Annotated in this window: 18 protein-coding genes, 1 tRNA gene and 1 other RNA gene; 4 read left to right on the plus strand and 16 right to left on the minus strand. The window is 34.5% G+C overall.

Annotated features, from left to right (window positions below):
- Window positions 1-10: 10 nt before the first annotated feature.
- The 3 genes from recB to GAPWK_RS10170 are packed head-to-tail and all read right to left on the minus strand — an operon-like array spanning window position 11 to window position 4231.
- Window positions 11-3487, minus strand: a complete 3477-nt coding sequence (gene recB, locus GAPWK_RS10160) for an exodeoxyribonuclease V subunit beta (RefSeq protein ID WP_025316119.1) — start codon at window positions 3485-3487, stop codon at window positions 11-13.
- Window positions 3469-3924: a phosphohistidine phosphatase SixA gene (gene sixA / locus GAPWK_RS10165; RefSeq protein WP_025316120.1), complete on the minus strand. Its 456-nt coding sequence runs from the start codon at window positions 3922-3924 to the stop codon at window positions 3469-3471. The genes recB and sixA overlap by 19 nt, the downstream gene beginning before the upstream one ends.
- Before the next feature lie 10 nt (window positions 3925-3934).
- Window positions 3935-4231: a YfcZ/YiiS family protein gene (locus tag GAPWK_RS10170; RefSeq protein ID WP_025316121.1), complete on the minus strand. Its 297-nt coding sequence runs from the start codon at window positions 4229-4231 to the stop codon at window positions 3935-3937.
- 146 nt (window positions 4232-4377) lie between these two features.
- Here GAPWK_RS10170 and GAPWK_RS10175 point away from each other — a divergent pair, with 146 nt between their 5' ends.
- The gene (locus GAPWK_RS10175; RefSeq protein WP_038517458.1) at window positions 4378-5772 is read left to right on the plus strand and encodes an MFS transporter; all 1395 of its coding nucleotides are present in this window, start codon (window positions 4378-4380) and stop codon (window positions 5770-5772) included.
- An 83-nt stretch (window positions 5773-5855) separates the two neighbouring features.
- Here GAPWK_RS10175 and GAPWK_RS10180 read toward each other — a convergent pair whose 3' ends face one another.
- The 12 genes from GAPWK_RS10180 to GAPWK_RS10235 all read right to left on the minus strand — a co-directional run bounded on the left by GAPWK_RS10180 (window position 5856) and on the right by GAPWK_RS10235 (window position 20098).
- Window positions 5856-7625 (minus strand): DEAD/DEAH family ATP-dependent RNA helicase, encoded by a 1770-nt coding sequence (locus GAPWK_RS10180; RefSeq protein ID WP_025316122.1) that lies wholly within the window; start codon window positions 7623-7625, stop codon window positions 5856-5858.
- A gap of 353 nt (window positions 7626-7978) precedes the next feature.
- A complete protein-coding gene (gene nlpI, locus GAPWK_RS10185; protein ID WP_025316123.1) occupies window positions 7979-8839 on the minus strand; it encodes a lipoprotein NlpI in 861 nt (286 codons plus the stop codon).
- Window positions 8840-8861: 22 nt separating this feature from the next.
- On the minus strand, window positions 8862-10976 hold the full coding sequence (gene pnp / locus GAPWK_RS10190) for a polyribonucleotide nucleotidyltransferase (protein ID WP_025316124.1): 2115 nt from the start codon (window positions 10974-10976) through the stop codon (window positions 8862-8864).
- A gap of 276 nt (window positions 10977-11252) precedes the next feature.
- On the minus strand, window positions 11253-11522 hold the full coding sequence (gene rpsO, locus GAPWK_RS10195) for a 30S ribosomal protein S15 (protein WP_025316125.1): 270 nt from the start codon (window positions 11520-11522) through the stop codon (window positions 11253-11255).
- Between the two features lie 148 nt (window positions 11523-11670).
- Window positions 11671-12594, minus strand: a complete 924-nt coding sequence (locus tag GAPWK_RS10200) for a LysR family transcriptional regulator (RefSeq protein WP_025316126.1) — start codon at window positions 12592-12594, stop codon at window positions 11671-11673.
- A 1267-nt stretch (window positions 12595-13861) separates the two neighbouring features.
- Entirely contained in the window at window positions 13862-14614 is a 753-nt protein-coding gene (locus tag GAPWK_RS10205; protein WP_025316127.1) for a TSUP family transporter, read from the minus strand.
- A complete protein-coding gene (gene aroC, locus GAPWK_RS10210) occupies window positions 14611-15684 on the minus strand; it encodes a chorismate synthase (protein WP_025316128.1) in 1074 nt (357 codons plus the stop codon). Before aroC ends, GAPWK_RS10205 begins: the two co-directional genes overlap by 4 nt.
- Window positions 15685-15712: 28 nt before the next feature.
- The gene (gene prmB / locus GAPWK_RS10215; protein WP_025316129.1) at window positions 15713-16606 is read right to left on the minus strand and encodes a 50S ribosomal protein L3 N(5)-glutamine methyltransferase; all 894 of its coding nucleotides are present in this window, start codon (window positions 16604-16606) and stop codon (window positions 15713-15715) included.
- Between the two features lie 145 nt (window positions 16607-16751).
- Window positions 16752-16839: transfer RNA gene (locus tag GAPWK_RS10220), tRNA-Ser, on the minus strand.
- A gap of 199 nt (window positions 16840-17038) precedes the next feature.
- Window positions 17039-19114 (minus strand): carboxy terminal-processing peptidase, encoded by a 2076-nt coding sequence (gene prc / locus GAPWK_RS10225; RefSeq protein ID WP_025316130.1) that lies wholly within the window; start codon window positions 19112-19114, stop codon window positions 17039-17041.
- Window positions 19115-19123: 9 nt separating this feature from the next.
- On the minus strand, window positions 19124-19672 hold the full coding sequence (gene proQ, locus GAPWK_RS10230; protein ID WP_025316131.1) for an RNA chaperone ProQ: 549 nt from the start codon (window positions 19670-19672) through the stop codon (window positions 19124-19126).
- 69 nt (window positions 19673-19741) lie between these two features.
- A complete protein-coding gene (locus tag GAPWK_RS10235) occupies window positions 19742-20098 on the minus strand; it encodes a DNA-binding protein (RefSeq protein WP_025316132.1) in 357 nt (118 codons plus the stop codon).
- 178 nt (window positions 20099-20276) lie between these two features.
- Between GAPWK_RS10235 and GAPWK_RS10240 the strand changes: the two genes are divergently transcribed.
- The 3 genes from GAPWK_RS10240 (at window position 20277) to rnpB (ending at window position 21686) form a co-directional block, all read left to right on the plus strand.
- The gene (locus tag GAPWK_RS10240) at window positions 20277-20594 is read left to right on the plus strand and encodes a helix-turn-helix domain-containing protein (protein WP_025316133.1); all 318 of its coding nucleotides are present in this window, start codon (window positions 20277-20279) and stop codon (window positions 20592-20594) included.
- Between the two features lie 140 nt (window positions 20595-20734).
- On the plus strand, window positions 20735-21097 hold the full coding sequence (gene bamE, locus GAPWK_RS10245) for an outer membrane protein assembly factor BamE domain-containing protein (RefSeq protein WP_025316134.1): 363 nt from the start codon (window positions 20735-20737) through the stop codon (window positions 21095-21097).
- Window positions 21098-21297: 200 nt separating this feature from the next.
- An RNA gene (gene rnpB / locus GAPWK_RS14375) (RNase P RNA component class A) lies at window positions 21298-21686 on the plus strand.
- 9 nt (window positions 21687-21695) lie between these two features.
- Here the strand turns inward: rnpB and GAPWK_RS10250 are convergent.
- Entirely contained in the window at window positions 21696-22364 is a 669-nt protein-coding gene (locus GAPWK_RS10250) for a DedA family protein (protein WP_025316135.1), read from the minus strand.
- Between the last annotated feature and the right edge of the window lie 9 nt (window positions 22365-22373).

A 22373-nucleotide genomic window follows, 5' to 3' on the forward strand; every position in this document is an offset into this window, starting at 1 on the left:
TCTTAGTTAATTAAAGGGTTGATGTTTTGTCGCCATCAAATAATTGATCGAGTTTTTCAATAAATTCTTGCTGAGGTCGATGATAAAAAATGCCATGATCAGGCATTCCACGTAAAAAGAGATAATACACTCCACCAAAATGAGTCTCATATTGATAATTAGATATTCTACTTCTCAAAAATCGATGTAATGCCAAACTATAAAGCTGATATTGCAGATCATAACGATGTTCTATCATCACTTTTTTCAGTGCATTTTGCCCATAACAGTCAATATTATCACCTAACCAATTTGACTTATAATCGACCACATAATATTTTCCTTCAAATTCAAAGATTAAATCAATAAACCCTTTTAACATACCTTGCACAGTCTCAAAGGATAATTCTGAACGTGATTGAGATAAATCATCATATTTTTTACACAAAGAATCTAATTGTTGGCAAGTTACAGATTGGCGTATAGGTAAATAAAATTGTAACTCGTTAATACATCTACCCATTAATATTTTTGATAAGATTAATCCTGGTTTATTTAGTTCAGTCGCCAATACTCGTCTCATCCAATCAGCGACAATGTCATTCCAATTAGAATCAAGATTGAGCTTTTTCACCATTTCTGCACATAATTTATCAATATTATCGAATGAGACATATTCCATTATGCTGTGCATTAAAGTACCAACATATGCCCCTTTAGGAAAATGATGAATGTCATATTGCAATTCGATAAAATCTTCACTATTGGATTTAAATTGCGGTTCATCCCAATCATTGATGATATCAAGATTATAATTTAATACCGTATTCTGATGTTGCTGTAATTCAGTATAGCTGGTTACTCGCCAACAATTTGACATCTTGCGTGTAAAAATGTTAGCCGATAGTGTTGGAACTAATAAAACAGGAGGAATATAGTGTTGACTATTAATTGGCAATTGGACATCAATTAAGTTTGCCATATTCGCAATAGCCCTTAAATCATTTCTTAAAAGATGATTAATTGCCGACTGGCTTTTTTTCAAAGAAGCGAGACCGATACTGCAATGATATACCGAGCGCGTCATAGCCACATATAATAAACGTAAATCCTCAGCAAGACGTTCATCTTCTATTTGTTGCTTAATTTCATCTGTCAATAACCATGCATAAGTTAACTTATAGTTATTCTCTTTATCATGATAAAATTGACTGTCAGATGATCGATACAATGAGATAAAAGGCAACCAAACAATAGGAAACTCTAACCCTTTTGACTTATGGATTGTAATAATTTTAACTAAGTTTTCATCACTCTCAAGGCGTTGTTCGTGATTTTCTAAATTAAGATCTGGACTCACTATTTGTTTGGTCAACCAACGAACTAAAGCATGAGGACTGTCTAATTCATCCGCGGCTTCTTGAAGTAATTCTCCTAGATGCATTATATTGGTTAAAGTTCGTTCACCATCTTGACGTGCTAAGATATTTTCAGCTAAATGACGTCGTCTCATCATTCTGCGTAACATGACTAAAACGCCATAATGTAGCCAAATAGCTTGGTATTGTTTAAACTCTTCTACCAAACTTTCCCACTTATCTTGGTCATCAGTAATTTGCTCAAGTTCAGTCATTGTATGACCAAACAGTGATGTCATTAGGGCTAACCGCAGTGTTGATTCGTTCTCAGGCATTAACACTGCTTGCAATAGGCTAAGTACTTCTTTTGCATCCGTTGATGAAAAAACACTACTATGATTTGATAAGTAAACACTTTTAACGCCTAATATTGCTAATTTTTGTCTAATGATTTCAGCTTCACGTCCTGTACGCACTAAAACAGCAATATCTGCCGTTATTACCGGACGTTGTTTTTCTTGATTATCCACTAATATTGAAGAACTCGACAATAAAGTCACAATCTGCGTTGCACAACAACTTGCCATATATTCTTGATAATCAGCATTTGTTGAAATTTCCTGCGGTAATAAATAAGCTGCTAATGCGGAGACTTCTTGATCATTTAACAACAATGCTTTTTTTTGATTTCTTTCTGCTACCTGCATTGGTAAAAAAGGAATCTCATCAAACACAAATGGGTTATCATGATTAGCAAATAGCTGATTAACCGCATTCACCATTGTTGCAGAAGAACGATGATTTACATCCATTGTATAATGATTTTCGCCCGTCGATCGTTTAGCTTCCAAATAAGTGAAGATATCTGCACCACGAAAACTATATATAGCTTGCTTTGGATCACCAATAAATAACAATCCACGATCGGACTGCTGGCTATCGTAAATACGATTAAATATCTGATACTGTAATGGATCGGTATCTTGGAACTCATCGATTAAGGCAACACAATATTGCGAGGCAATACTTTTCGCCAGCCGTTTACCATTTTTTACATGCAGAGCACGATTAAGTTGCCAAATAAGATCATCAAAACTTATAGCACCATTTTTTAGTTTTTCCTTATAAATCCCTTTTTGTATAACACCAACAATATCCATTAAAATTTGACTACGTAAATTAAGTGGTTGTTGATAAAGTGACTCGATTTTTTCGAAAATGGAGTGACAAGGAGCACTTTTCCCATCTTTGGTTTTTTCGTTTAATACAGATTGACGAAACTTTTCAAGTTCATCGGGTAATTCAAAGGTCTGTGTTGCTTTATTTGCCCATGTAGACACTTTGTTCAACCAATTGGGTAAATTTCGGCTGCTATAAGATTGTTTGCTTACGCCAGATTGAGTAATAATTTCAGCCAAATCAGCACAAGCAGCCAACCAATATTGTTTAATCTCTTCTATTTTTTTATAATTCTTTTCATAAAAAGCTTCAATCGTTGCTCTAATGTCAGGCTCTGATTCATTACTATCCTCAACACCTAATCCCAAATAAGGGTTAATATCTTTCAATAATGTGGCAGGATCTTTCCAAGTATCAATAATAAGATAAGCAAGCGATTTATCTAATGGCGTGAAATAATGACGCCAAAAGTCTTGTACTACACGCAATTGCAATTGATATTCATCAGCTACTAGCTTTTGTTCAAATAATACTCCAGATTCAAAAGCATGGCTGGTTAATATACGTTGGCAAAAACTATGAATAGTATAGATCGCCGCTTCATCCATGGACTGTTGTGCATCAGTAAGTCTTTGCACAGCTGACTGACGATCATCAATTAACTCAATTAATTTTTGATAAATAGGATCGTTATGGTGTCCTTGAAGTAAACCAAGTCTTAATTCTTGAATATTTTGACGAATACGTGAACGTAATTCTTGCGTAGCCGCTTTAGTGAAAGTTACAACAAGAATTTGGCTAACATCAAGTGGCTTTGGATAACTATTTTGACCAATACCAAGTAATAACCTTAAATAAATAAAGGCGAGTGAATAGGTTTTACCCGTTCCTGCCGATGCCTCAATTAAACTTCGACCAGTTAAAGGTAATTCAAAAAGATTAAGTTTTTTTACTAAGCTTGATGAAACCATTCTAGCTTTCCAGAAGCATCTAATGATAGCTCCACACAAGCAATTGCAGCTGTTGGAAACATAGGTGGTGACACTTGTGGACAAAGCTCATTAACAAGGTATCCCACTAATGGTAAATGTGAGACAACGATTACATTACTAACACCATTAGTTGCTAGCATCGTTAATGTATCGGCTACCTGAAATGCGTTACCGCCTGGAACTAAAAATTTATCGGTTGTCACTTTTACAACACTGACCTGCGACGATAATTCTGCTAACGTTTGTTGCGCTCGTAAATAGGGGCTGACTAGACCTAAATCAAAATGGAAATTTTGCTCTTTAAGCCAAATTCCAGCTTTTTTTGCTTGTTCCATACCATAATCAGTCAAGGTTCGACTTGAATCGGATGAAGCAGAAAATCCTGCTTCACCATGTCTCATAATACAAACTTTCATCAATTTTTTATTAACGTAATTTTAATTGGAAGATCATACATTCTGCGCCACAGCAAAAAGTAAATGTTGCTGATAATTTAAAACCATCATTAACTTTTTCTATATTACTATTAATTTCACAAGGTTCCGTTTCAACAGCTTTGGCAGCTTGTGTCAATGATGCTAATTTAGTTTGTGCTTCTGATTCTGTTGCAAAGACATGTTCATACTCAGCGCTGCAATCTTCATTGTCAATAATAGTACCAACATCTACACAACAACACGCTGGAGTTTCATTCGCTTTACATTTGTTTAAAGAATCTGTCATGCTATACCTCTATTTACCAATTAATTTAATATATAGTATACTCTTAATCATAACTAAGGGCAAAATGTAAAAAGCTTTATCATAACTCAAATTTTTGGCGTATATTAGAAACTTATTTTTATTTTCCCAATCAATTAAATATTATAATGCAACAAAATAATCACGTCCGAAAAATGGCGATTTTAGTTGCCGCAACGTTCTTTATGGAAAATCTGGACGCTACGGTGATCACCACGGCAATACCTGCAATGGCAAAATCATTTTTAACCAATCCTCAAGATTTATCTATTGGTATTAGCGCCTATATGTTAGCACTTACAATTGGTTTACCTGCGAGTGGCTGGATAGCAAATCGTTTTACTGCGTATCGAACTTTTTCCATTTCGATTGTATTATTCATGTTAGCGTCAATATTGTGTGCTTTATCGACCAGTCTGACCATGTTTACCATCGCAAGGTTAATTCAAGGATTAGGTGGATCTTTAATGGTACCGGTAGGCAGAACTGTTGTATTAAGTCGAACCGAAAAGCAGCATCTGGTTAGCACAATTTCGATTCTAGTATGGCCAGGCCTAATTGCGCCATTGATGGGACCAATTATTGGTGGATTCTTTGCTCAATATCTCACTTGGCATTGGATATTTATTCTTAATATTCCCTTAGGTTTTATCGCTCTGTTTTTCGCTCATCGACTGTTACCCAAAGAACAACCTGAAAAGCGAACATTTGATAGTGCGGGCTTTATCGCCTGTGGCTTAGGTCTATTACTGTTTGTTTATGGGCTAGAAATGGTTTCTCACTCAAATAATAGCCTCTGGCAGGGACTTGCCATTTCTTTTGCCGGTAGTTTAGTATTAATCTTTGCCTATTATCATCTTACACATACGCAGTCTCCATTAATCAGCCTATATGCGTTTTCAAAACGCACATTTAGAATGACCTTTTTTGGAGGTTCATTAATACGAATTGGTTTAAACAGCGCACCATTTATCTTACCTCTTATGTTTCAAGTCGGCTTTGGATGGTCACCATTAACCGCTGGTTCGTTACTACTTTCACTATTTGCCGGCAATATTATTCTTAAAACCGTTAATACCCAATTAATACACAAGTTTGGATTCCGTAAAATTCTTATCGTTAATGGTTTGTTACTGTCATTTAGCTTTGTATTATGTGCTCTTTTCACACCAGAAACACCAATCATATGGATTATATTGGTTCTATTCTTTTCTGGTGGTGCGCGTTCTATCCAATTTACCACAATCACAACACTTAGTTTTTCAGAAATAGATAAAAACGAAATACAAAGCGCCAACATCTTATCAACCATTTTTCAGCAATTAAATAACGTACTGGGTATTGTTTTAAGTGCGTTATTTCTATTTATTGCTTCCAGCTATAATGGGCATAGCCAAATGGGTTTAATGGTTGAAGACTTTCAATTAGCGCTGTTTATGGTGGCAGGAATGACTTTACTGGCGATGATTGACTTCATCACTTTACCTAAAAATGCAGGCAACAATCTAAAAGAAAAACAATAAAAAACCTCTACCATAAAGATAGAGGTTTGCAACAATTAAAACTAAAAAAGTATTAACACTAAAATGTATTAAAACTAAATGTATTAAAACTTCGGCGCTGCTGGACGACCACGTTTTTTAGGTGAACTTTTGTTATCACCTGCATCAGATTTAGTACTTTTACGACCACGCTTAGTTTCCGAAGTATTACCACTAACTAAGCTCATTTTCATTGGTTGGTTAAGTACTCTTACTTTTTCAAAATGTTTTAAGATATCTTTTGGCATGCCTTTTGGTAACTCAACTGTTGAGTAAGTTTCATAGAGCTTAATATTACCAATGTAACGACTACTGATATCTGCTTCATTTGCAATTGCACCAACAATATGACGTACTTCAACACCGTTTTCTTTACCCACTTCAATACGGTACATATCCATTTCACCAACATCACGGCGTTCTCGACGTTTTGGCGTTTCACGATTATCACCACGTAAACGGCGCTCACCTCCACGATTATCACGATCGCGCATTTCACGTGACGGCTTAAATACTGGGTCTGGTGGTAAAATTAATGGGCGTTCACCTTGAGCTAATTTTAATAACGCTGTAGCAATCGTTTCAAGATCAGCACCGCTATCAGCTTGTATTTGCGCTAACAAAGTTTGATATTGTGGTAAATCACTACTTTCAAGTTGTTTTTGAACTTGTTCAGTAAACTTCGCTAAGCGACGTGCTTCAAGGAGCTCTTTTGACGGCAAGCCCACTTCGGGAATTGGTTTTTTAATTGTTTGCTCAATATTTTTAAGTAAACGACGTTCGCGGCTATCAACAAATAAAATTGCACGACCTGCACGCCCTGCTCGCCCTGTTCGCCCGATACGGTGAACATAAGACTCTGAATCTAAGGTAATATCATAATTGATAACTAAGCTGATACGCTCAACATCTAAACCACGAGCTGCAACATCGGTTGCAATTAAAATATCTAAACGACCATTACGTAATCGATCTAATGTTTGTTCACGTAATTGTTGTGTCATATCACCGTTTAAAGCAGCACAGCTATAACCATGTTTTTCGAGCACTTCTGCAACATCTAATGTCGCTGATTTTGTACGAACAAAAATAATTGCTGCATCAAAATCTTCAGCTTCTAAAAAGCGAACAATCGCTTCATTTTTTCGCATACCACGAACAAGCCAATAGCTCTGTTCGATATCTGGTGCAGTTTGGTTAGTGCCTTTGATTTGTACTTCTTTAGGATTATGCATAAATCGTTTAGTAATACGACGAATTGGCGCTGGCATTGTCGCTGAAAATAGTGCTGTTTGGTGATCTTCAGGTATTGTCGCCATGATGCTTTCAACATCATCAATAAAGCCCATTCTTAGCATTTCATCAGCTTCATCAAGTACTAACCCTTTAAGATTAGAAAGATCTAACGTTTTACGATTTAAATGATCAAGTAAACGTCCAGGTGTACCAACCACAATTTGAGGCCCTTGTTTTAATGCTCTCAATTGAACGTCATAACGTTGACCGCCATATAATGCTAATACTTTTATCCCTTTCATATATTTTGAATATTCTGCGCAAGCATCAGCAACTTGAATGGCAAGTTCACGCGTTGGTGCTAGAACTAAAAGTTGTGGTGCTTTTAGATTTGCATCAATATTCATTAAGAAAGGGATTGAAAATGCAGCGGTTTTACCACTACCTGTTTGTGCCATACCCAATACATCATTGCCTGCTAATAATAGAGGAATACATTCAGTTTGGATTGGTGATGGTTTGCTAAAACCAAGATCATTTAATGCGTTAAGGATATCCTCAGATAAACCAAGGTCAATAAAAGAAATTTCTTTTGTCATGTAAACTCGCTTAAAAATTTGAATATACAAACTTACTTTTAGTTAATCCAATTAAGCATTTTGATTAACAAATAACAGTAATCGTTAAATTATTACTGTCTCAAACAAAGAAAGTTTATATAAATTTATGCCAGCTCACTAAATTGAAAATTTACAACTCACCCCAATAACTAACTGCCGATATTGACTCAACTACGATCCAATGTATACAAAATAAATAAATTTAAAGCTAAATGATATTTATTTAAAAGATGATAAAACTAACTGTATTATCAAATGTTGAGAATATATTTTTTGGCAAATCAGAACTACGCTATAACAATATTTTCACTTTTAAACTGGCATGACCCATGTTACTTTTCGTTTTCTTCAAGTAACTTCATTTCATAGAGCGCCTGTTGATGTTCAACAAAGTTATAAATATTATTAGCTAAAGCATATTTAAATAACATTTTAGCACGCTCGTTGTTACCTTTACTTTGATAATATTTACCTAAATAAAAGTAGGCTTCGCAAAGACGTTCGGCTAACTGCCGGTTACTTTCAACGCCTTGTTGAAGATTTTGCATTAACTTAGATTCATTAATTTTACCTAAATAAAATGCAATAAGATCGCTACTATAAATCGTTTTATCATTTATTAGATCGTAACGTTTTTGTAGCTTATTTTGTGCAGCTTCATTATCTATCTCTTTGTCAATCAAATAAAGCCATAAAATTCTGATCGGTTCATTCACATCATATTGATAGAATTGATATGCATCTCGTTCTGCTGACTTATAATGACCAGTACGATATAAAGTAATAGCACGATTTAAATAAGCATAAGCATAAGTTGGATCAAGTTCTAATGTTGTATTAAACGCCATTAAAGCATTGTCAAAATCCCCTTCCCGTAAAGCATAAGTTCCCATAAAATTGTAAATGTCTGGAATTTCAGGATTGAATTCCATCAAATAACTAAAATCACTTTGTGCAAATGCTTTAAAGCCTAGCGAATCGTAGACAATGCCACGTTGAAATATAAGCTGTATCCGAGTTGCTGTATCAATGTCTTTTTGAGATAACTGTTGACTAATCTGCGCTATTCTCAATTCATCATCATACGAAACTTGTTCAGGAACAGCAAGTAAAGTCTGAGAGTTAGAACAACCTGACATAAGAATAATCGCTAATGAAAAGCTAATAATTCTCATCAGGTTGAAATGTCTCATCTTAACTCCTAGTAAATAATTTTTATTCGGTAATCTGAGCTGTTTCTGTTGTTTGTTCAACAGCATCTTTCATGCTCAAACGAATTCGACCTTGTCGATCAATTTCTAAGACTTTAACATTTACCTCTTGTCCGACTTTTAGATAATCAGAAACTTTTTCAACGCGATGGTCTGCAATTTGTGATACATGGACAAGACCTTCTTTACCACCAATAATTGATACAAAAGCACCAAAATCAACAATTCGTGTTACTTTACCTGTATAAATTTTACCAAGTTCAACATCCGCAACTAAATTGTTGATTCGCTCCATTGCATTTTTCGCTTTATTACTATCTGAAGCAGCAATTTTAACAGTACCATCATCCGTGATTTCAATAGTCGTGCCTGTCTCTTCGGTCAAGGCTCTAATGGTTGCGCCACCTTTACCAATGATATCGCGAATTTTATCCGGATTGACATTCATGGTATAAATACGTGGTGCAAATTCTGAAATCTCTTGGCGAGGTTTATTAATAGCTTGTTCCATCACACCTAAAATGTGTAAACGAGCACCTTTTGCTTGATTAAGGGCAATTTGCATAATTTCTTTAGTGATACCTTCAATCTTGATATCCATTTGCAATGCACTAACACCGTCACGAGTACCAGCTACTTTAAAGTCCATATCGCCAAGATGATCTTCATCACCTAAAATATCAGATAAAACGACAAATTTATCACCTTCTTTCACTAGTCCCATTGCGATTCCAGCTACAGATGATTTAATTGGTACACCTGCATCCATAAGAGCTAATGATGCACCACATACAGAAGCCATTGAAGATGAACCATTAGATTCCGTAATTTCAGAAACAACTCGAACAGTATAAGGGAATTCTTCAATACTTGGCATTACTGCTGCAACACCGCGTTTAGCTAAACGACCATGACCAATTTCACGACGTTTTGGCGAACCAACCATACCCGTTTCACCAACAGAATATGGAGGGAAGTTATAATGTAATAAAAAGCGTTCAGTATATTCACCAGTTAACTCATCAATAATTTGAGCATCACGTTCAGTACCTAAAGTAGCTGTTACTAATGCTTGAGTTTCACCACGAGTAAATAGTGCACTACCATGTGTTCTTGGTAATACATTTGTACGAATATCAAGCGCACGAATCATATCTTTTTCACGACCATCAATACGTGGCTCACCAGCAATGACGCGTTGACGTACTATTTGACTTTCTAAATCAACAATAATATTGATGACTTTGTTTTCATCAAGTTCTTCATCTTGTGCTTTAAGTGCTGCTAGCACATCTTCTTTAATTGAATCAATTTGGGCATAACGCGCTTGTTTTTCAGTGATTCGATAAGCTTCACCTAAACGATCTTTTGCTAGTTCAGAAACGGCATTATAAAGCGCTTCATCTTTAACTGGTGCAACCCAATCCCATTTTTCGCAATTAGCTTTGGCAACAAACTCATTAATATTATCAATTACAACTTGTTGTTGGTCATGACCAAATACGACAGCTGCTAACATTTGATCTTCAGTTAATAAATCCGCTTCAGATTCAACCATTAATACCGCACTTTTAGTACCGGCAACCACTAAATCTAAACGACTTGTTGCTAGTTCTTTTACAGATGGATTTAAAACAAATTCATCATTAATAAAGCCTACACGCGCAGCACCAATTGGTCCATGGAAAGGCACGCCTGATAGGCAAAGTGCAGCAGAAGCACCGATCATCGCAACCAAATCAGGGCTAACATCTGGATTAACCGATACAACTGTTGCAATGATTTGAATTTCATTAACAAAACCTTCTGGAAATAAAGGACGAAGTGGACGGTCGATTAAACGGGCAATTAAAGTTTCACCTTCACTTGGGCGACCTTCACGTTTAAAAAATCCACCTGGAATACGTCCAGCAGCATAAGTACGCTCTTGGTAATTAACTGTTAAAGGAAAGAAATCTTGACCTTCTTTAACTTTCTTATCAGCAACAACAGTTACAAATACAGCCGTGTCATCCATATTAACCATTACAGCAGCAGTTGCTTGACGAGCCATAATGCCTGTTTCTAGAGTAACGGTATGACGACCATATTGAAATTTTTGATTTGTCGGATTAAACAAAATAATGTCCTCTTGTAGTAATTTTGTTGAAGTCTATTATTTTGATAGAGAGCAACACAACTTAAGTTATGACACTTACTTCAACAATGTGGGGATAATCAACAAAAGATTATTTCACTGTCACGACTAATGACAAATCTATAAATTATAGAGCTCTCATTAGTCGCGCGAAACATGAGATATAATCTTTTACTTTTTCGAACCCTGTATTATATCAGAGCCCTAATTTTTCACAACGAAAAAGAGGCCTAAGCCTCTTTTCAAGTAGATTGTAAATTAGCGACGTAAACCTAATTTTTGAATCAATTGGCTATAACGATCGAAATCTTTACGACGTAAATAATCTAATAATTTACGACGGCTAGATACCATGCGTAACAAACCACGACGGCTATGGTGATCTTTCTTATGTTCAGAAAAATGACCTTGTAAGTCATTAATACGTGCAGTTAAAAGTGCAACTTGAACTTCAGTTGAACCAGTGTCGTTAGTACCACGACCAAAGTCGGCAACGATTTTCGCTTTAGCTTCTACAGTTAGAGACATAATAAACCTCTTAAATTAACATAAAATATGGAATGACCGATCTCTAATTCAGACACTCCTCGATATTCATATATTAGGTATATGAATCGTGCGCAATTATACTAGAATTTACTGAAATAGCAATTTCATTTGTATTATTGCATTAATGTTATTTAAGGGTAAACCCATACTCTTCTTGAATAAGCTTTTTAAGTGCTTCAATATAATTTTGTGCCGACATACTCAATTGTACTTTTTGTGATGTGATCCACCCTACTAAGATTTTTTCTTTAACTTTAAGCGGTATAGATAAAATATCAGAGCCATTTAAATCCGTGCTCAATACTCCAGTACTTATAGTATAACCATTCAGACCATGTAGTAGATTGAACAAAGTTGCCCTATCGCTAACATGGATACTTTTTTTATGGTACACCGTACTCAAAATCTCTTCCGAAAAATAAAACGAATTATACTCACCTTGTTCAAACGATAAGTAAGGATACTCTTCTAAATCATGTAAGGTTAGCGATTTCATATCAGCTAAAGGATGATTAGTACTGATAAATACATGAGGATCCGCTTCAAATAACGGGTTAAACGTTAGCCGATGTTCTTTTAATAAACGCAATATCACTTTCTGGTTGAAATCGTTAATATATAAAATGCCGACTTCACTACGTAAATTAGCCACATCAGTAATAATATCGTAAGTCCTAGTTTCTCTTAAGGTAAACTCATATTCATCTGTATGATTTTTTTTTATTAAATTAACAAATGCGTTTACCGCAAACGCATAATGCTGAGTTGAAATTCTACACAGTTGTTTAGAAGGCTCTTTTTTAGCATAGTGCTGTTCTAACAGTTCAGCTTGATCCAAAACTTGTTTAGCATACCCTAAAAACTCCACACCATCAGTTGAAAGTGAAACGCCTTTTGATGTTCGAACAAAAATCTCAATACCAAATTCAGCCTCTAACTCTTTTACGGCAGTTGATAAACTAGGTTGAGTAATATATAAATTTTTAGCCGCTTCATTTATTGAACCTGAGCGAGCAATTTCTAAAATATAACGTAATTGTTGTAATTTCATAACATCAAATAGATTATCGTCAAAAGTAAAATAGGTTAAATTAAACAAGCTTTATAATTATTTGCTTATCTAAAATATCCTATACATCATAACTTACATAGCAAAAATTGTATGCAATGAATTTTATGCCATTTGATTTAAACTTTAGATAATCATTATCAAAAGATGATTGGATATAGGACATAAGAAATATACTAATGATGAATTTTTATACAAAAGGTTTTATTCTCTAGTTGCTATTAGAAATTTTAATTTTTTCTTAAGGTTAATCTATTCAATATTTAATTATTAACTAAAAATCAATGATTTTATACTGAAACGTAGGCATAACCTCAAACTTTTTTACAAAAAGTTAAATACCATTAAAAACGATACCGATAAACTTTATACCTTTTAATAAATTATTCAATTTCTCTTATTTTATTATGATTATTAGTTATATAATTGAATTTAATGTGATTTTATACTGAAACGTAGGTATAACCTCAAACTTTTTTACAAAAAGTTAAATAACCATTAAAAACGATGCTGAAAACTTTATACCTTCTAATGAATTATTAAATTTCTCTTATTTCATTACATTATTAGTTAATCATTGAATTTAATGTGATTTTATACTGAAACGTAGGCATAACCTCAAACTTTTTTACAATGATTCTGAATAGATTTTATTTATTGTGAAAATAAATATTTTTAACTTATATCATATTTAACTCTTGTAACATTATAAAATCGTCAGGTTGCTTAAAAAACACAAAAAAAAATTGGTGGAAATTTGCATATCACTATTTTAAAAATAAAACAATAGGTTATAATTGGTCTACTCTCTATACACATAGGGATAAACCATGCTTTTTCTATTAATGTATTTGTTTCCTATACATAGCCAAGCGCCTTTATAAACCAGTAAACTTGCCAACTTTTTTACATAACAACTTATAGACTTTGGTAAAATTCGTGTATTATTTCTAGGAGAATAAAAAAATAGTATTAGGAATACGAATAAAAAATAGGGTTGAGAGTAATATTGGTTAATTTTCAGATTACTTGCTTTATCATTAAATTTATTATTCTAATATTTATTTGAAATCAAACAATATTTGGACATAAGAAAAGTTAAAGAAGCTGGTTATATAAAAATAATCGCTTTTGTGATTATTGTAATAAGTTTGTTACTACTTAAATCGCAAACTAAACTTATATTAACTCCGAATTATTTCTTTTTTATATACTTTTATTATAGATTAAACAAATTGAACGCCGTGTTTTAAAAGAAATTTTCATAAATCAGTTTAATGCTCATAATAGTAGAAACCGTAATAAGCATTGGTCTTATTAATTTACGCCCTTTAGCTATGACCATTTTAGCGCCTAACCTTGCACCAATAAACTGCCCAACTAGCATGACAAGACCAATTGACCATACCACTTGCCCGCCCATAATAAAAAATAGCAATCCAGCTAAATTTGAGGTGAAGTTGAGAATTTTAGTGTGAGCAGTTGCTTTAGTTAGATTAAATCCTGCCAAGGTAATATATGCTAAAGCATAAAATGACCCGGCACCTGGTCCAAAAAAGCCATCATAAAAGCCAATACCTAAAGCTGGAATTAGAGCAAATTGGAGAACCGTAAAACGACTTTTACGATCACTTTCGCCAATCGTTGGTGATAATAAAAAATATAGCCCAACACTAATCGTTAATATTGGCAGCAATAATTTCAGAAAATCGGTCTGGATATGCATTACCGAAACCGTACCGATTGCTGAACCGACAAAAGCCCCTACAATTGCCCATTTTTGTTGATTTAAATCAACCATTCTTTGCCGAATAAAATAGAGGCTCGCAGAAAATGAACCACCACAACTTTGCAATTTGTTGGTTGCTAATGCACTAGCTGGTGGTAAACCAACTGCCAATAATGCTGGTACGGTTAATAAACCACCTCCACCAGCAATTGAATCAATAAAGCCAGCTAAAGCAGCAATAGCAAATAATAATAAAAGTAGTTCATAACTCATAATTCATTTACATCATTACACTGAGCACGATAACGAAGATAGTGATCCATTAAAACAATAGCAACCATTGCTTCAGCAATCGGCACGGCTCTTATACCGACGCATGGATCATGCCTACCATGTGTTGATACTTCAACACTTTCACCATGAATATTAATTGATTGACCAGCAATTTCAATACTCGGCGTCGGTTTTAATGCAATACTGGCTAAAATAGTTTGCCCTGAGCTAATTCCACCCAAAATACCACCAGCGTGATTAGATAAAAAGCCTTGTGGCGTTATTTCATCACGGTTTTCACTGCCACGTTTATTGATAACATCAAAACCATCACCAATTTCTACACCTTTTACGGCATTAATACTCATAAGTGCATGAGCTAGTTCGGCATCTAATCTATCAAAGACAGGCTCACCTAAACCAACAGGTACATTTTCAGCAACAATACAAACTTTGGCCCCAATTGAATCGCCTTCTTTTTTTAATGATCTTAATAATTGATCTAACTCATCAAGTTTACTTTCATCAGCACAAAAAAATGGATTTTTTCCAACTTGTTGCCAATCTTTTAATTGACATTTTATCTCACCCATTTGAGCTAGATAGCCACGAATGGTAATTCCTAATTTTTCATACAAATATTTTTTTGCTATTGCACCTGCTGCAACTCGCATAGCTGTTTCACGCGCGGAAGAACGTCCTCCACCTCGGTAATCGCGAATCCCATATTTATGTTGATAAGTGTAATCAGCATGACTCGGTCTAAAAATATCTTTAATTTGGCTGTAGTCTTGCGAACGTTGGTCGGTATTTTCAATTAATAAACCAATACTGGTTCCCGTTGTTACCCCTTCAAAAACACCTGATAAAATTTTTACTTGGTCAGCTTCACGCCGTTGAGTGGTATAGCGCGATGAACCAGGACGACGACGATCGAGATCATGTTGCAGATCTGATTCAGTCAAAGCAAGGCCTGGAGGTACGCCATCAACAACACAACCTAAAGCAATACCATGTGACTCTCCAAATGTTGTAACTTTGAATAATTTTCCAATTGAGTTTCCAGCCATAAGAATTTTTCCGTATATTAAAAACAGCTTATTTAAAACAGTGATGATATTGAATTAATTCTTCACGCGTGATAGAAAAAACACCTAGACCGCCACGTTCAAATTCTAACCAATTAAAAGGAACTTGAGGATATTGCTCTTGTAAGCTAACCCAGCTATTACCTACCTCACAAACTAATACTCCTTGTGGTGATAAATAATCAATTGCATCTCTTAAAATTCGTTTAACAATGTCTAAACCATCAAATCCTGCTTCAAGTGCTAATTTAGGTTCATAGGAAAACTCATCGGGCAAATCGCCCATATCTTCATTATCAACATAAGGAGGATTGGTAACAATAAGATCATATTGTTTTTCTGGAATATCATTGAATAAGTCAGACTGCATTGGTGTAACTTGAAAATTCATTTCGTGCAAGTCAATATTTTGTTGTGCTACATCTAACGCTTCTAATGAAATATCAGTAATATCAATTTGTGCCTCAGGAAAAGCATAAGCACAAGCAATACCGATACAGCCACTACCGGTACAGAGATCTAAAATCTGTTGGGGTGGCTGTGATAATAAAGATTGGAAATGGTTATCAATTAATTCTCCAATCGGAGAACGTGGAATCAATACACGTTCATCAATGTAAAAACTATGTCCACAGAACCAAGCTTGATTAGTTAAATATGGCGTTGGTACTCGATCACTAATCCGTTTTTGAATTATAGCGAAAAGCTCTTGTTTTTCGTCATTAGTAAGATTTGCAGCATAAAATTCGGTAGGAATATACAATGATAACCCCAAAGTGGCTAAGATAAGTTGTTTAGCTTCATCGATAGGATTATCTGTTCCGTGACCTAAGAAAACATCTGATAGACTAAGTTGTGATGATGTCCAGCGTATAAAATCCTGAACCGTGCGTAAGTTTTCCATAATGGCTCCAATGATTAAGGAGTGGGAAGGTATTACTCGTCACTTCCGATCACATTATAATGAGGAAATGCACTTAAATAATATTGCAAGCGACTAATAACAACTATGTTAAACCAGAGGTCACTTCCAATAACTAAAATAAATATGGCGGTGAGGAAGGGATTCGAACCCTTGATACGTTGCCGTATACACACTTTCCAGGCGTGCTCCTTCAACCACTCGGACACCTCACCTTCTATTTACAACCTGCTCTTCTAAAGCAGGTTGCATACTATAATAATCTCAAGCTAATTAATCAAGCTTTTTTAATTCATGAAAACGATAGCACCAAACACAAAAAAAACGGATAGAACTCCAATCGTTGCCATTAAAGCATATTTCAAATCTGTACACATGTTTATTATCTCCAATAATTTTATTATTTATCATAACCTATTTTTTAATTGGTGAATCAAGTGAAATAATTTGTTGAATTGATTTTTTAACTTCAATATCCGGATATTTAGTTACCAAATCCAACAATATTTCAACTGATTCATTTAGATAAGCATCAGGTTGCTTATAATCTTTAGGTAAATCTTCTAATTTAGAAATAGGTGGTTTACCTTCTCGAGCTAAACGTTCATTCGTTCTTTTTAAATCACGATCTTCATAAATTTTTTGTTCTGCCTCACGATTCTTTTTATTGAGAGACACAATATATCGACGATCTTTTTTATCATTAAGCTCTTTAATATCTTGATCAATATAAACAAACTCTGGGTTATTTGAAATTCGTGCTAAATGTTCTGATTTCAAATAAGGCAATATTGGTTTTATGTTAGCCAGAGTTAAATATTCAGATGATGGAATTTTATCCCATGGCATAGCGTTATCTAAGAAACGCTCACCTGTTTCATCGTCGTATTTAGTTTTACTCATTTCAATATCAGGCTCGACACCTTTAAGTTGTGTACTACCACCATTGATACGATAAAATTTTTGCACGGTATACTGAACACCACCAAGCTCCGGCCAATTAGGATGAAGTCTAGCATCTGTTGGATAAGCAATATCTCGAGAAGTTTGTACTGTCCCTTTACCATAAGTTGTTTCACCAACGATTACAGCTCGACCATAATCTTGCAATGCGGCAGCAAATATCTCAGAAGCTGAAGCACTGTAACGATTAACCATTACAACAATCGGGCCTGTATATTCAATGCCTTTATTTTTATCATCATAAACAATAACTTTTTGAAGATTATCGCGAACTTGAACCACTGGCCCATAGTCAATAAAAAGTCCTGTCAAAGAGATAACTTCAGCTAAAGAACCACCGCCATTATTGCGTAAATCGATGACAAGACCTTGTAACTTAGCGTTATTAGCTTCTAATAAGAGTGATTCAACTTTATCGGTTAATCCCATATAAAAACTTGGAATATCAATAATACCAACTTTTCCTCGTGGGTTATCAACAATATTTAATTTTGCTTCACGATCTTCAAAGTGAATTTTATCTCGGGTAAGCTCAATAACTTTAGGCTTGCTATTATTACCCGCAGGCAATATTTCGAGTTTAACCACAGTTCCTTTAGGACCACGGATTTTGTCAACAATATCATCTAAACGCCAACCGATTACGTCTTCTATTGGGGAATTACTTTGCCCAACACCAATAATTTTATCCCCTACGGCAATCGATTTACTTTTCTCAGCCGGACCGCCAGTAACAAAAGACATGATTACTGTATAATCATCTTGTTGGCTAAGTGTTGCACCGATACCTTCAAAAGATAAACTCATTTCAGAATTAAAATCACGTTTTTTACGTGGCGCTAAATAACTGGTATGAGGATCAATTTCTCGCGCAAATGCATTCATAAACACTTGAAAAGCATCTTCATTATTTGATTGTTCAATGGTTTTTAGAACTCGTTTATAACGTTTAGTTAACGTTTCTCGAATTTGATTTTCATCTTTACCAGATAAGGATAAGCTAAGCTCATCATATTTAACGCGCTTATCCCAATAAGCGTCGAGCTCTTTTTCAGTAGTTGGCCAAGATATATCTTCACGATCAAAATCAATTTCATCGTTAGTAGAAAAATCCATTGGAGATTGTAAAACTTTAAGTGCATACTTATAACGTTCATAACGTTTATGCATTGCAAGATTATAAATATCGTAAGCAGTTTTTAAATTACCACTGAATAATTCTTGACCTAATGAATCTTGTCGATTACGGAAAGTATCGACATCATTTTGAATAAATATCGCTTTACTACCATCTAGCATTTTAAAATAGCGATCAAAAATTTTAGCTGAAAATGCACCATCTAATGCAAAGTTACGATAGTGTGCTTGAGTAAAAAAATTCGTTAATCGCTTAGCAACGACTTGATGAACATCATCTTGTTTAAGTACTGGTAATGATTCAGCGTCAGGCTGTTTGGCCTGGACAGTCAGACTTACAATACATAATGCAAGGCTTAATTTAATGGTGCCTTTGAGTAATTTATTCATTCAAATTCTCTATTTGGTAATAATATGCTCAGGTTTAACAGTTAATTCCATTCCAGAGCCAACATTTACTTTGATATGCTCTTTTTCAATATTAATGATTTGTACTCTTAACGGTTTATTGCCTAATAATACTTTAACATAATCACCCACTTTTAAAGTTTTAGCTTTTTTCATAGGTGGGCGTATATTTTTACGCTTTTCTTTTTGTGTCCGTTCTTTTAAACGCTCTTTTGCTTTCTGCTTACTTTCTTTTAACTGTTGTTGGGCATATTCCATTTGCTCTTTGCTTATAAGCTCATCTTGATTTCCATCTAAATCGATGCGATGAGCGCCCTCTTTAATGCTGTATAAATAACGCCAACTCATAGTATAAGCACGTAAGGCAACACGAAGTTTTGTTTTACTTAGTGCCTCATCATCCAAGCGAGAAAGAATATCTTGAAAAATTCCGATTTTTAAGGGTTTTGCTTCACCTTCAAGAGTAAAACAATTTGGAAATTGTTGAGCTAAATATGCAATAATATCTTTACTATTTGTTAATTGAAACTGACTTTCCATTGTTTATTCCGTAGCAACTAAATTGATTTTTTACTAGCGTTAAAGTATATCGCAGCTTGCGCAATAACACTAACTATCTTTTTTATGTTTATTAATAAAACTTATAAAATCTTTAATACCGTTTCGCATCAACCATGATATAACAATTGATTTTTCATCAACAGATAACTGTTCAAATGCTGTCATCCATAATTGCAATGGGTCAATTGGTGAAACAACATAAGTAGCACTTTCTTCTTCAAGATATAGTGCTTTTTTGACACTAAGAGGTAAGCTGTTTATATGATATTCTAAAGCCTTTCCTCGAACACCTGTTTTTTTGCGTGCAATCCAATTTTCAGATCTTGCTTTACGATTAACACCTTGTATCGTTGATGGCATCCCGGCAATACTTAATAGCTCTTTTGATGAGAACCATTCTTTCATTTTTATTATCCCATTTTAACACAATAAGAAAAAAATACAGAAATTAAAGAAACTTTGATACAATAAATAAGAAACAAGAAATCATAAATAACTATAGTTAGATTATAAACTTACTTGTTTTAGTAACATCAAAGCATAACATAGATATACAAGGTTATAAACAAAGAGGAAATAAAAAATGAAAATAAATTCTAGTGATTGGCATCCTGCAGACATTATTGCCGCACTAAAAAAGAAAGGGACAACGCTTGCAAGTCTATCTCGACAATCGGGTCTAAGTTCATCAACGCTTAGTAATGCTTTAGCTCGACCATGGACAAAAGGAGAGTTCATTATTGCCCAAGCGCTAGATGTGGAGCCTTATGAAATTTGGCCAAGTCGTTATATTGACTCAATCACCAATGAACCGATAAAACGCGTATTACGACTTACTACTACTAAAAAGAAGAAAAAGCGAAAATCAACGTCTAAACGAAGAAAAACTAATAAAGAATGATGAAACTATGGAAACATATAGAAATAATACATTTTCTATATTCATTATAGATTAAATTTTAGTTGATCTTGAACCTTACCAAACATATGCTATCATTAATATTCATGGAGAAATAATATTAATTATCAGGCTACAGTATTATGAAAAATGTTAATAAGTTCTTTATCGCTTTATTCTCAATAATTATATTATCGAGTTGTTCACAAAATAATTTTATTGAACAAGGAACACCACTAAGTAAAGAGAAAGTTAGTAGAATAGTTGAAGGTTCAACGACTGAATCACAAATAATATCATTGTTTGGTGAACCAGCAAGTAAGAAAGTGATTAATTCTGATGAAGTGAAGTGGACATATAAATATATTAGAAAGAGTTCAACCAGTCATTTAATTATTGGTGAAACAAGATCTAATACCATTAGCGGTACACTGGAAGTTATCATTTCGAAAGGTGTTGTAACTTGGTATAACTATGATGAGAATCATGAACAAAAAAGATGGTAGTTAAACTCACTTTATTTAATACCTATAGCACATTGTTATAATGTGCTATTATAGTATGTTGTTTATTCATTAACACTTCACTTAATATGCTCCCACCTTTTCTGATAATATCAGTTTAAAAAAGTATACACTTTATTCATCTGCCTATTTAAAAACAGACATTACTGGACAAAATCATACATTAAGTTATACTCATTAGCGAAATTAACCAGACAATCGCTGCTTTGTTGAAGTCCTTTGTAAAAAGGAGACAAACAGAGGGGAGGAAAGTCCGGGCTCCATAGGGCAGAGTGCCAGGTAACGCCTGGGGGATGTTAGCGTGAGCAAACATTCACGACTAGTGCAACAGAAAGTATACCGCCGATGGCTTATTTATAAGTACAGGTAAGGGTGAAAGGGTGTGGTAAGAGCACACCGCGCAACTGGTAACAGTTGTGGCACGGTAAACTCCACTCGGAGCAAGGTCAAATAGGGATTCATTGGCGCGGCCCGCGTTGAATCCGGGTAGACTGCTTGAGCTAATGCGTGAGCATTAGCCTAGAGGAATGATTGTCCACGACAGAACCCGGCTTATCGGTTAATTTCGCCCTTTTTTATATCAAGATTGTTTTTTCTTTGCCCACCAACGTTTAAATGCAAGCCATAGTGAGAAAATTAATCCTAATACTAATAAGAAAACAGGAATCAACATAAGAAGAGACATGATTTGTTTTTCATATTTATTAAAAACTGGCGATAAACCAAATAAGTAACCTAATGTCACAATTAGAAAAATCCATAATGTCGCACTGATCCAGTTATAAATATGAAATTTTCGACTATGCAGTCCCGATATTCCCGCCATCATAGGTAATAACGTACGAACAAAAGCAATAAAGCGTCCAATGAATAAAGCTTGTAATCCATATTTATGGAATAACACTTCTGATTTTTTATGATATTTTTCAGGAACATGCTCCATCCATCCCTTCACCAGCTTAGTGTTACCTAACCAGAGACCTTGTACATAACCTAACCAAGTACCTAAAGCCGCGCCAGAAATTAAAATAAAATTTATTAAACCAAAATGAAAAACATCAAGACTAATCAATACACCAGTTAAGAATAATAAACTATCACCTGGTAAAAATGCTGCTGGTAATACGCCATTTTCTAATAAGATGACGACAAACAACATTCCATAAAGTGTCCAAAGCACATTCGGATTGGATAGTGTCGCAATATCCATGTTAATAAAAGCATGATAAAGAGTGATGATTGTTTCCATCTATTTAAT

The organism is Gilliamella apicola (assembly GCF_000599985.1).
Classification (GTDB): domain Bacteria; phylum Pseudomonadota; class Gammaproteobacteria; order Enterobacterales; family Orbaceae; genus Gilliamella; species Gilliamella apicola.

Bases quoted from the DNA above. Each gene is read 5' to 3' on its own strand.
- GAPWK_RS10250 (WP_025316135.1), bottom strand. From the start codon at position 22,364: ATGGAAACAATCATCACTCTTTATCATGCTTTTATTAACATGGATATT.
- GAPWK_RS10235 (WP_025316132.1), bottom strand. From the start codon at position 20,098: ATGAAAGAATGGTTCTCATCAAAAGAGCTATTAAGTATTGCCGGGATG.
- proQ (WP_025316131.1), bottom strand. From the start codon at position 19,672: ATGGAAAGTCAGTTTCAATTAACAAATAGTAAAGATATTATTGCATAT.
- rpsO (WP_025316125.1), bottom strand. From the start codon at position 11,522: ATGTCTCTAACTGTAGAAGCTAAAGCGAAAATCGTTGCCGACTTTGGT.
- aroC (WP_025316128.1), bottom strand. From the start codon at position 15,684: ATGGCTGGAAACTCAATTGGAAAATTATTCAAAGTTACAACATTTGGA.
- bamE (WP_025316134.1), top strand. From the start codon at position 20,735: ATGAAAAATGTTAATAAGTTCTTTATCGCTTTATTCTCAATAATTATA.
- GAPWK_RS10180 (WP_025316122.1), bottom strand. From the start codon at position 7,625: ATGACAAAAGAAATTTCTTTTATTGACCTTGGTTTATCTGAGGATATC.
- GAPWK_RS10205 (WP_025316127.1), bottom strand. From the start codon at position 14,614: ATGAGTTATGAACTACTTTTATTATTATTTGCTATTGCTGCTTTAGCT.
- nlpI (WP_025316123.1), bottom strand. From the start codon at position 8,839: ATGAGACATTTCAACCTGATGAGAATTATTAGCTTTTCATTAGCGATT.
- sixA (WP_025316120.1), bottom strand. From the start codon at position 3,924: ATGAAAGTTTGTATTATGAGACATGGTGAAGCAGGATTTTCTGCTTCA.
- recB (WP_025316119.1), bottom strand. From the start codon at position 3,487: ATGGTTTCATCAAGCTTAGTAAAAAAACTTAATCTTTTTGAATTACCT.
- prc (WP_025316130.1), bottom strand. From the start codon at position 19,114: ATGAATAAATTACTCAAAGGCACCATTAAATTAAGCCTTGCATTATGT.
- GAPWK_RS10200 (WP_025316126.1), bottom strand. From the start codon at position 12,594: ATGAAATTACAACAATTACGTTATATTTTAGAAATTGCTCGCTCAGGT.
- GAPWK_RS10175 (WP_038517458.1), top strand. From the start codon at position 4,378: ATGCAACAAAATAATCACGTCCGAAAAATGGCGATTTTAGTTGCCGCA.
- GAPWK_RS10240 (WP_025316133.1), top strand. From the start codon at position 20,277: ATGAAAATAAATTCTAGTGATTGGCATCCTGCAGACATTATTGCCGCA.
- GAPWK_RS10170 (WP_025316121.1), bottom strand. From the start codon at position 4,231: ATGACAGATTCTTTAAACAAATGTAAAGCGAATGAAACTCCAGCGTGT.
- prmB (WP_025316129.1), bottom strand. From the start codon at position 16,606: ATGGAAAACTTACGCACGGTTCAGGATTTTATACGCTGGACATCATCA.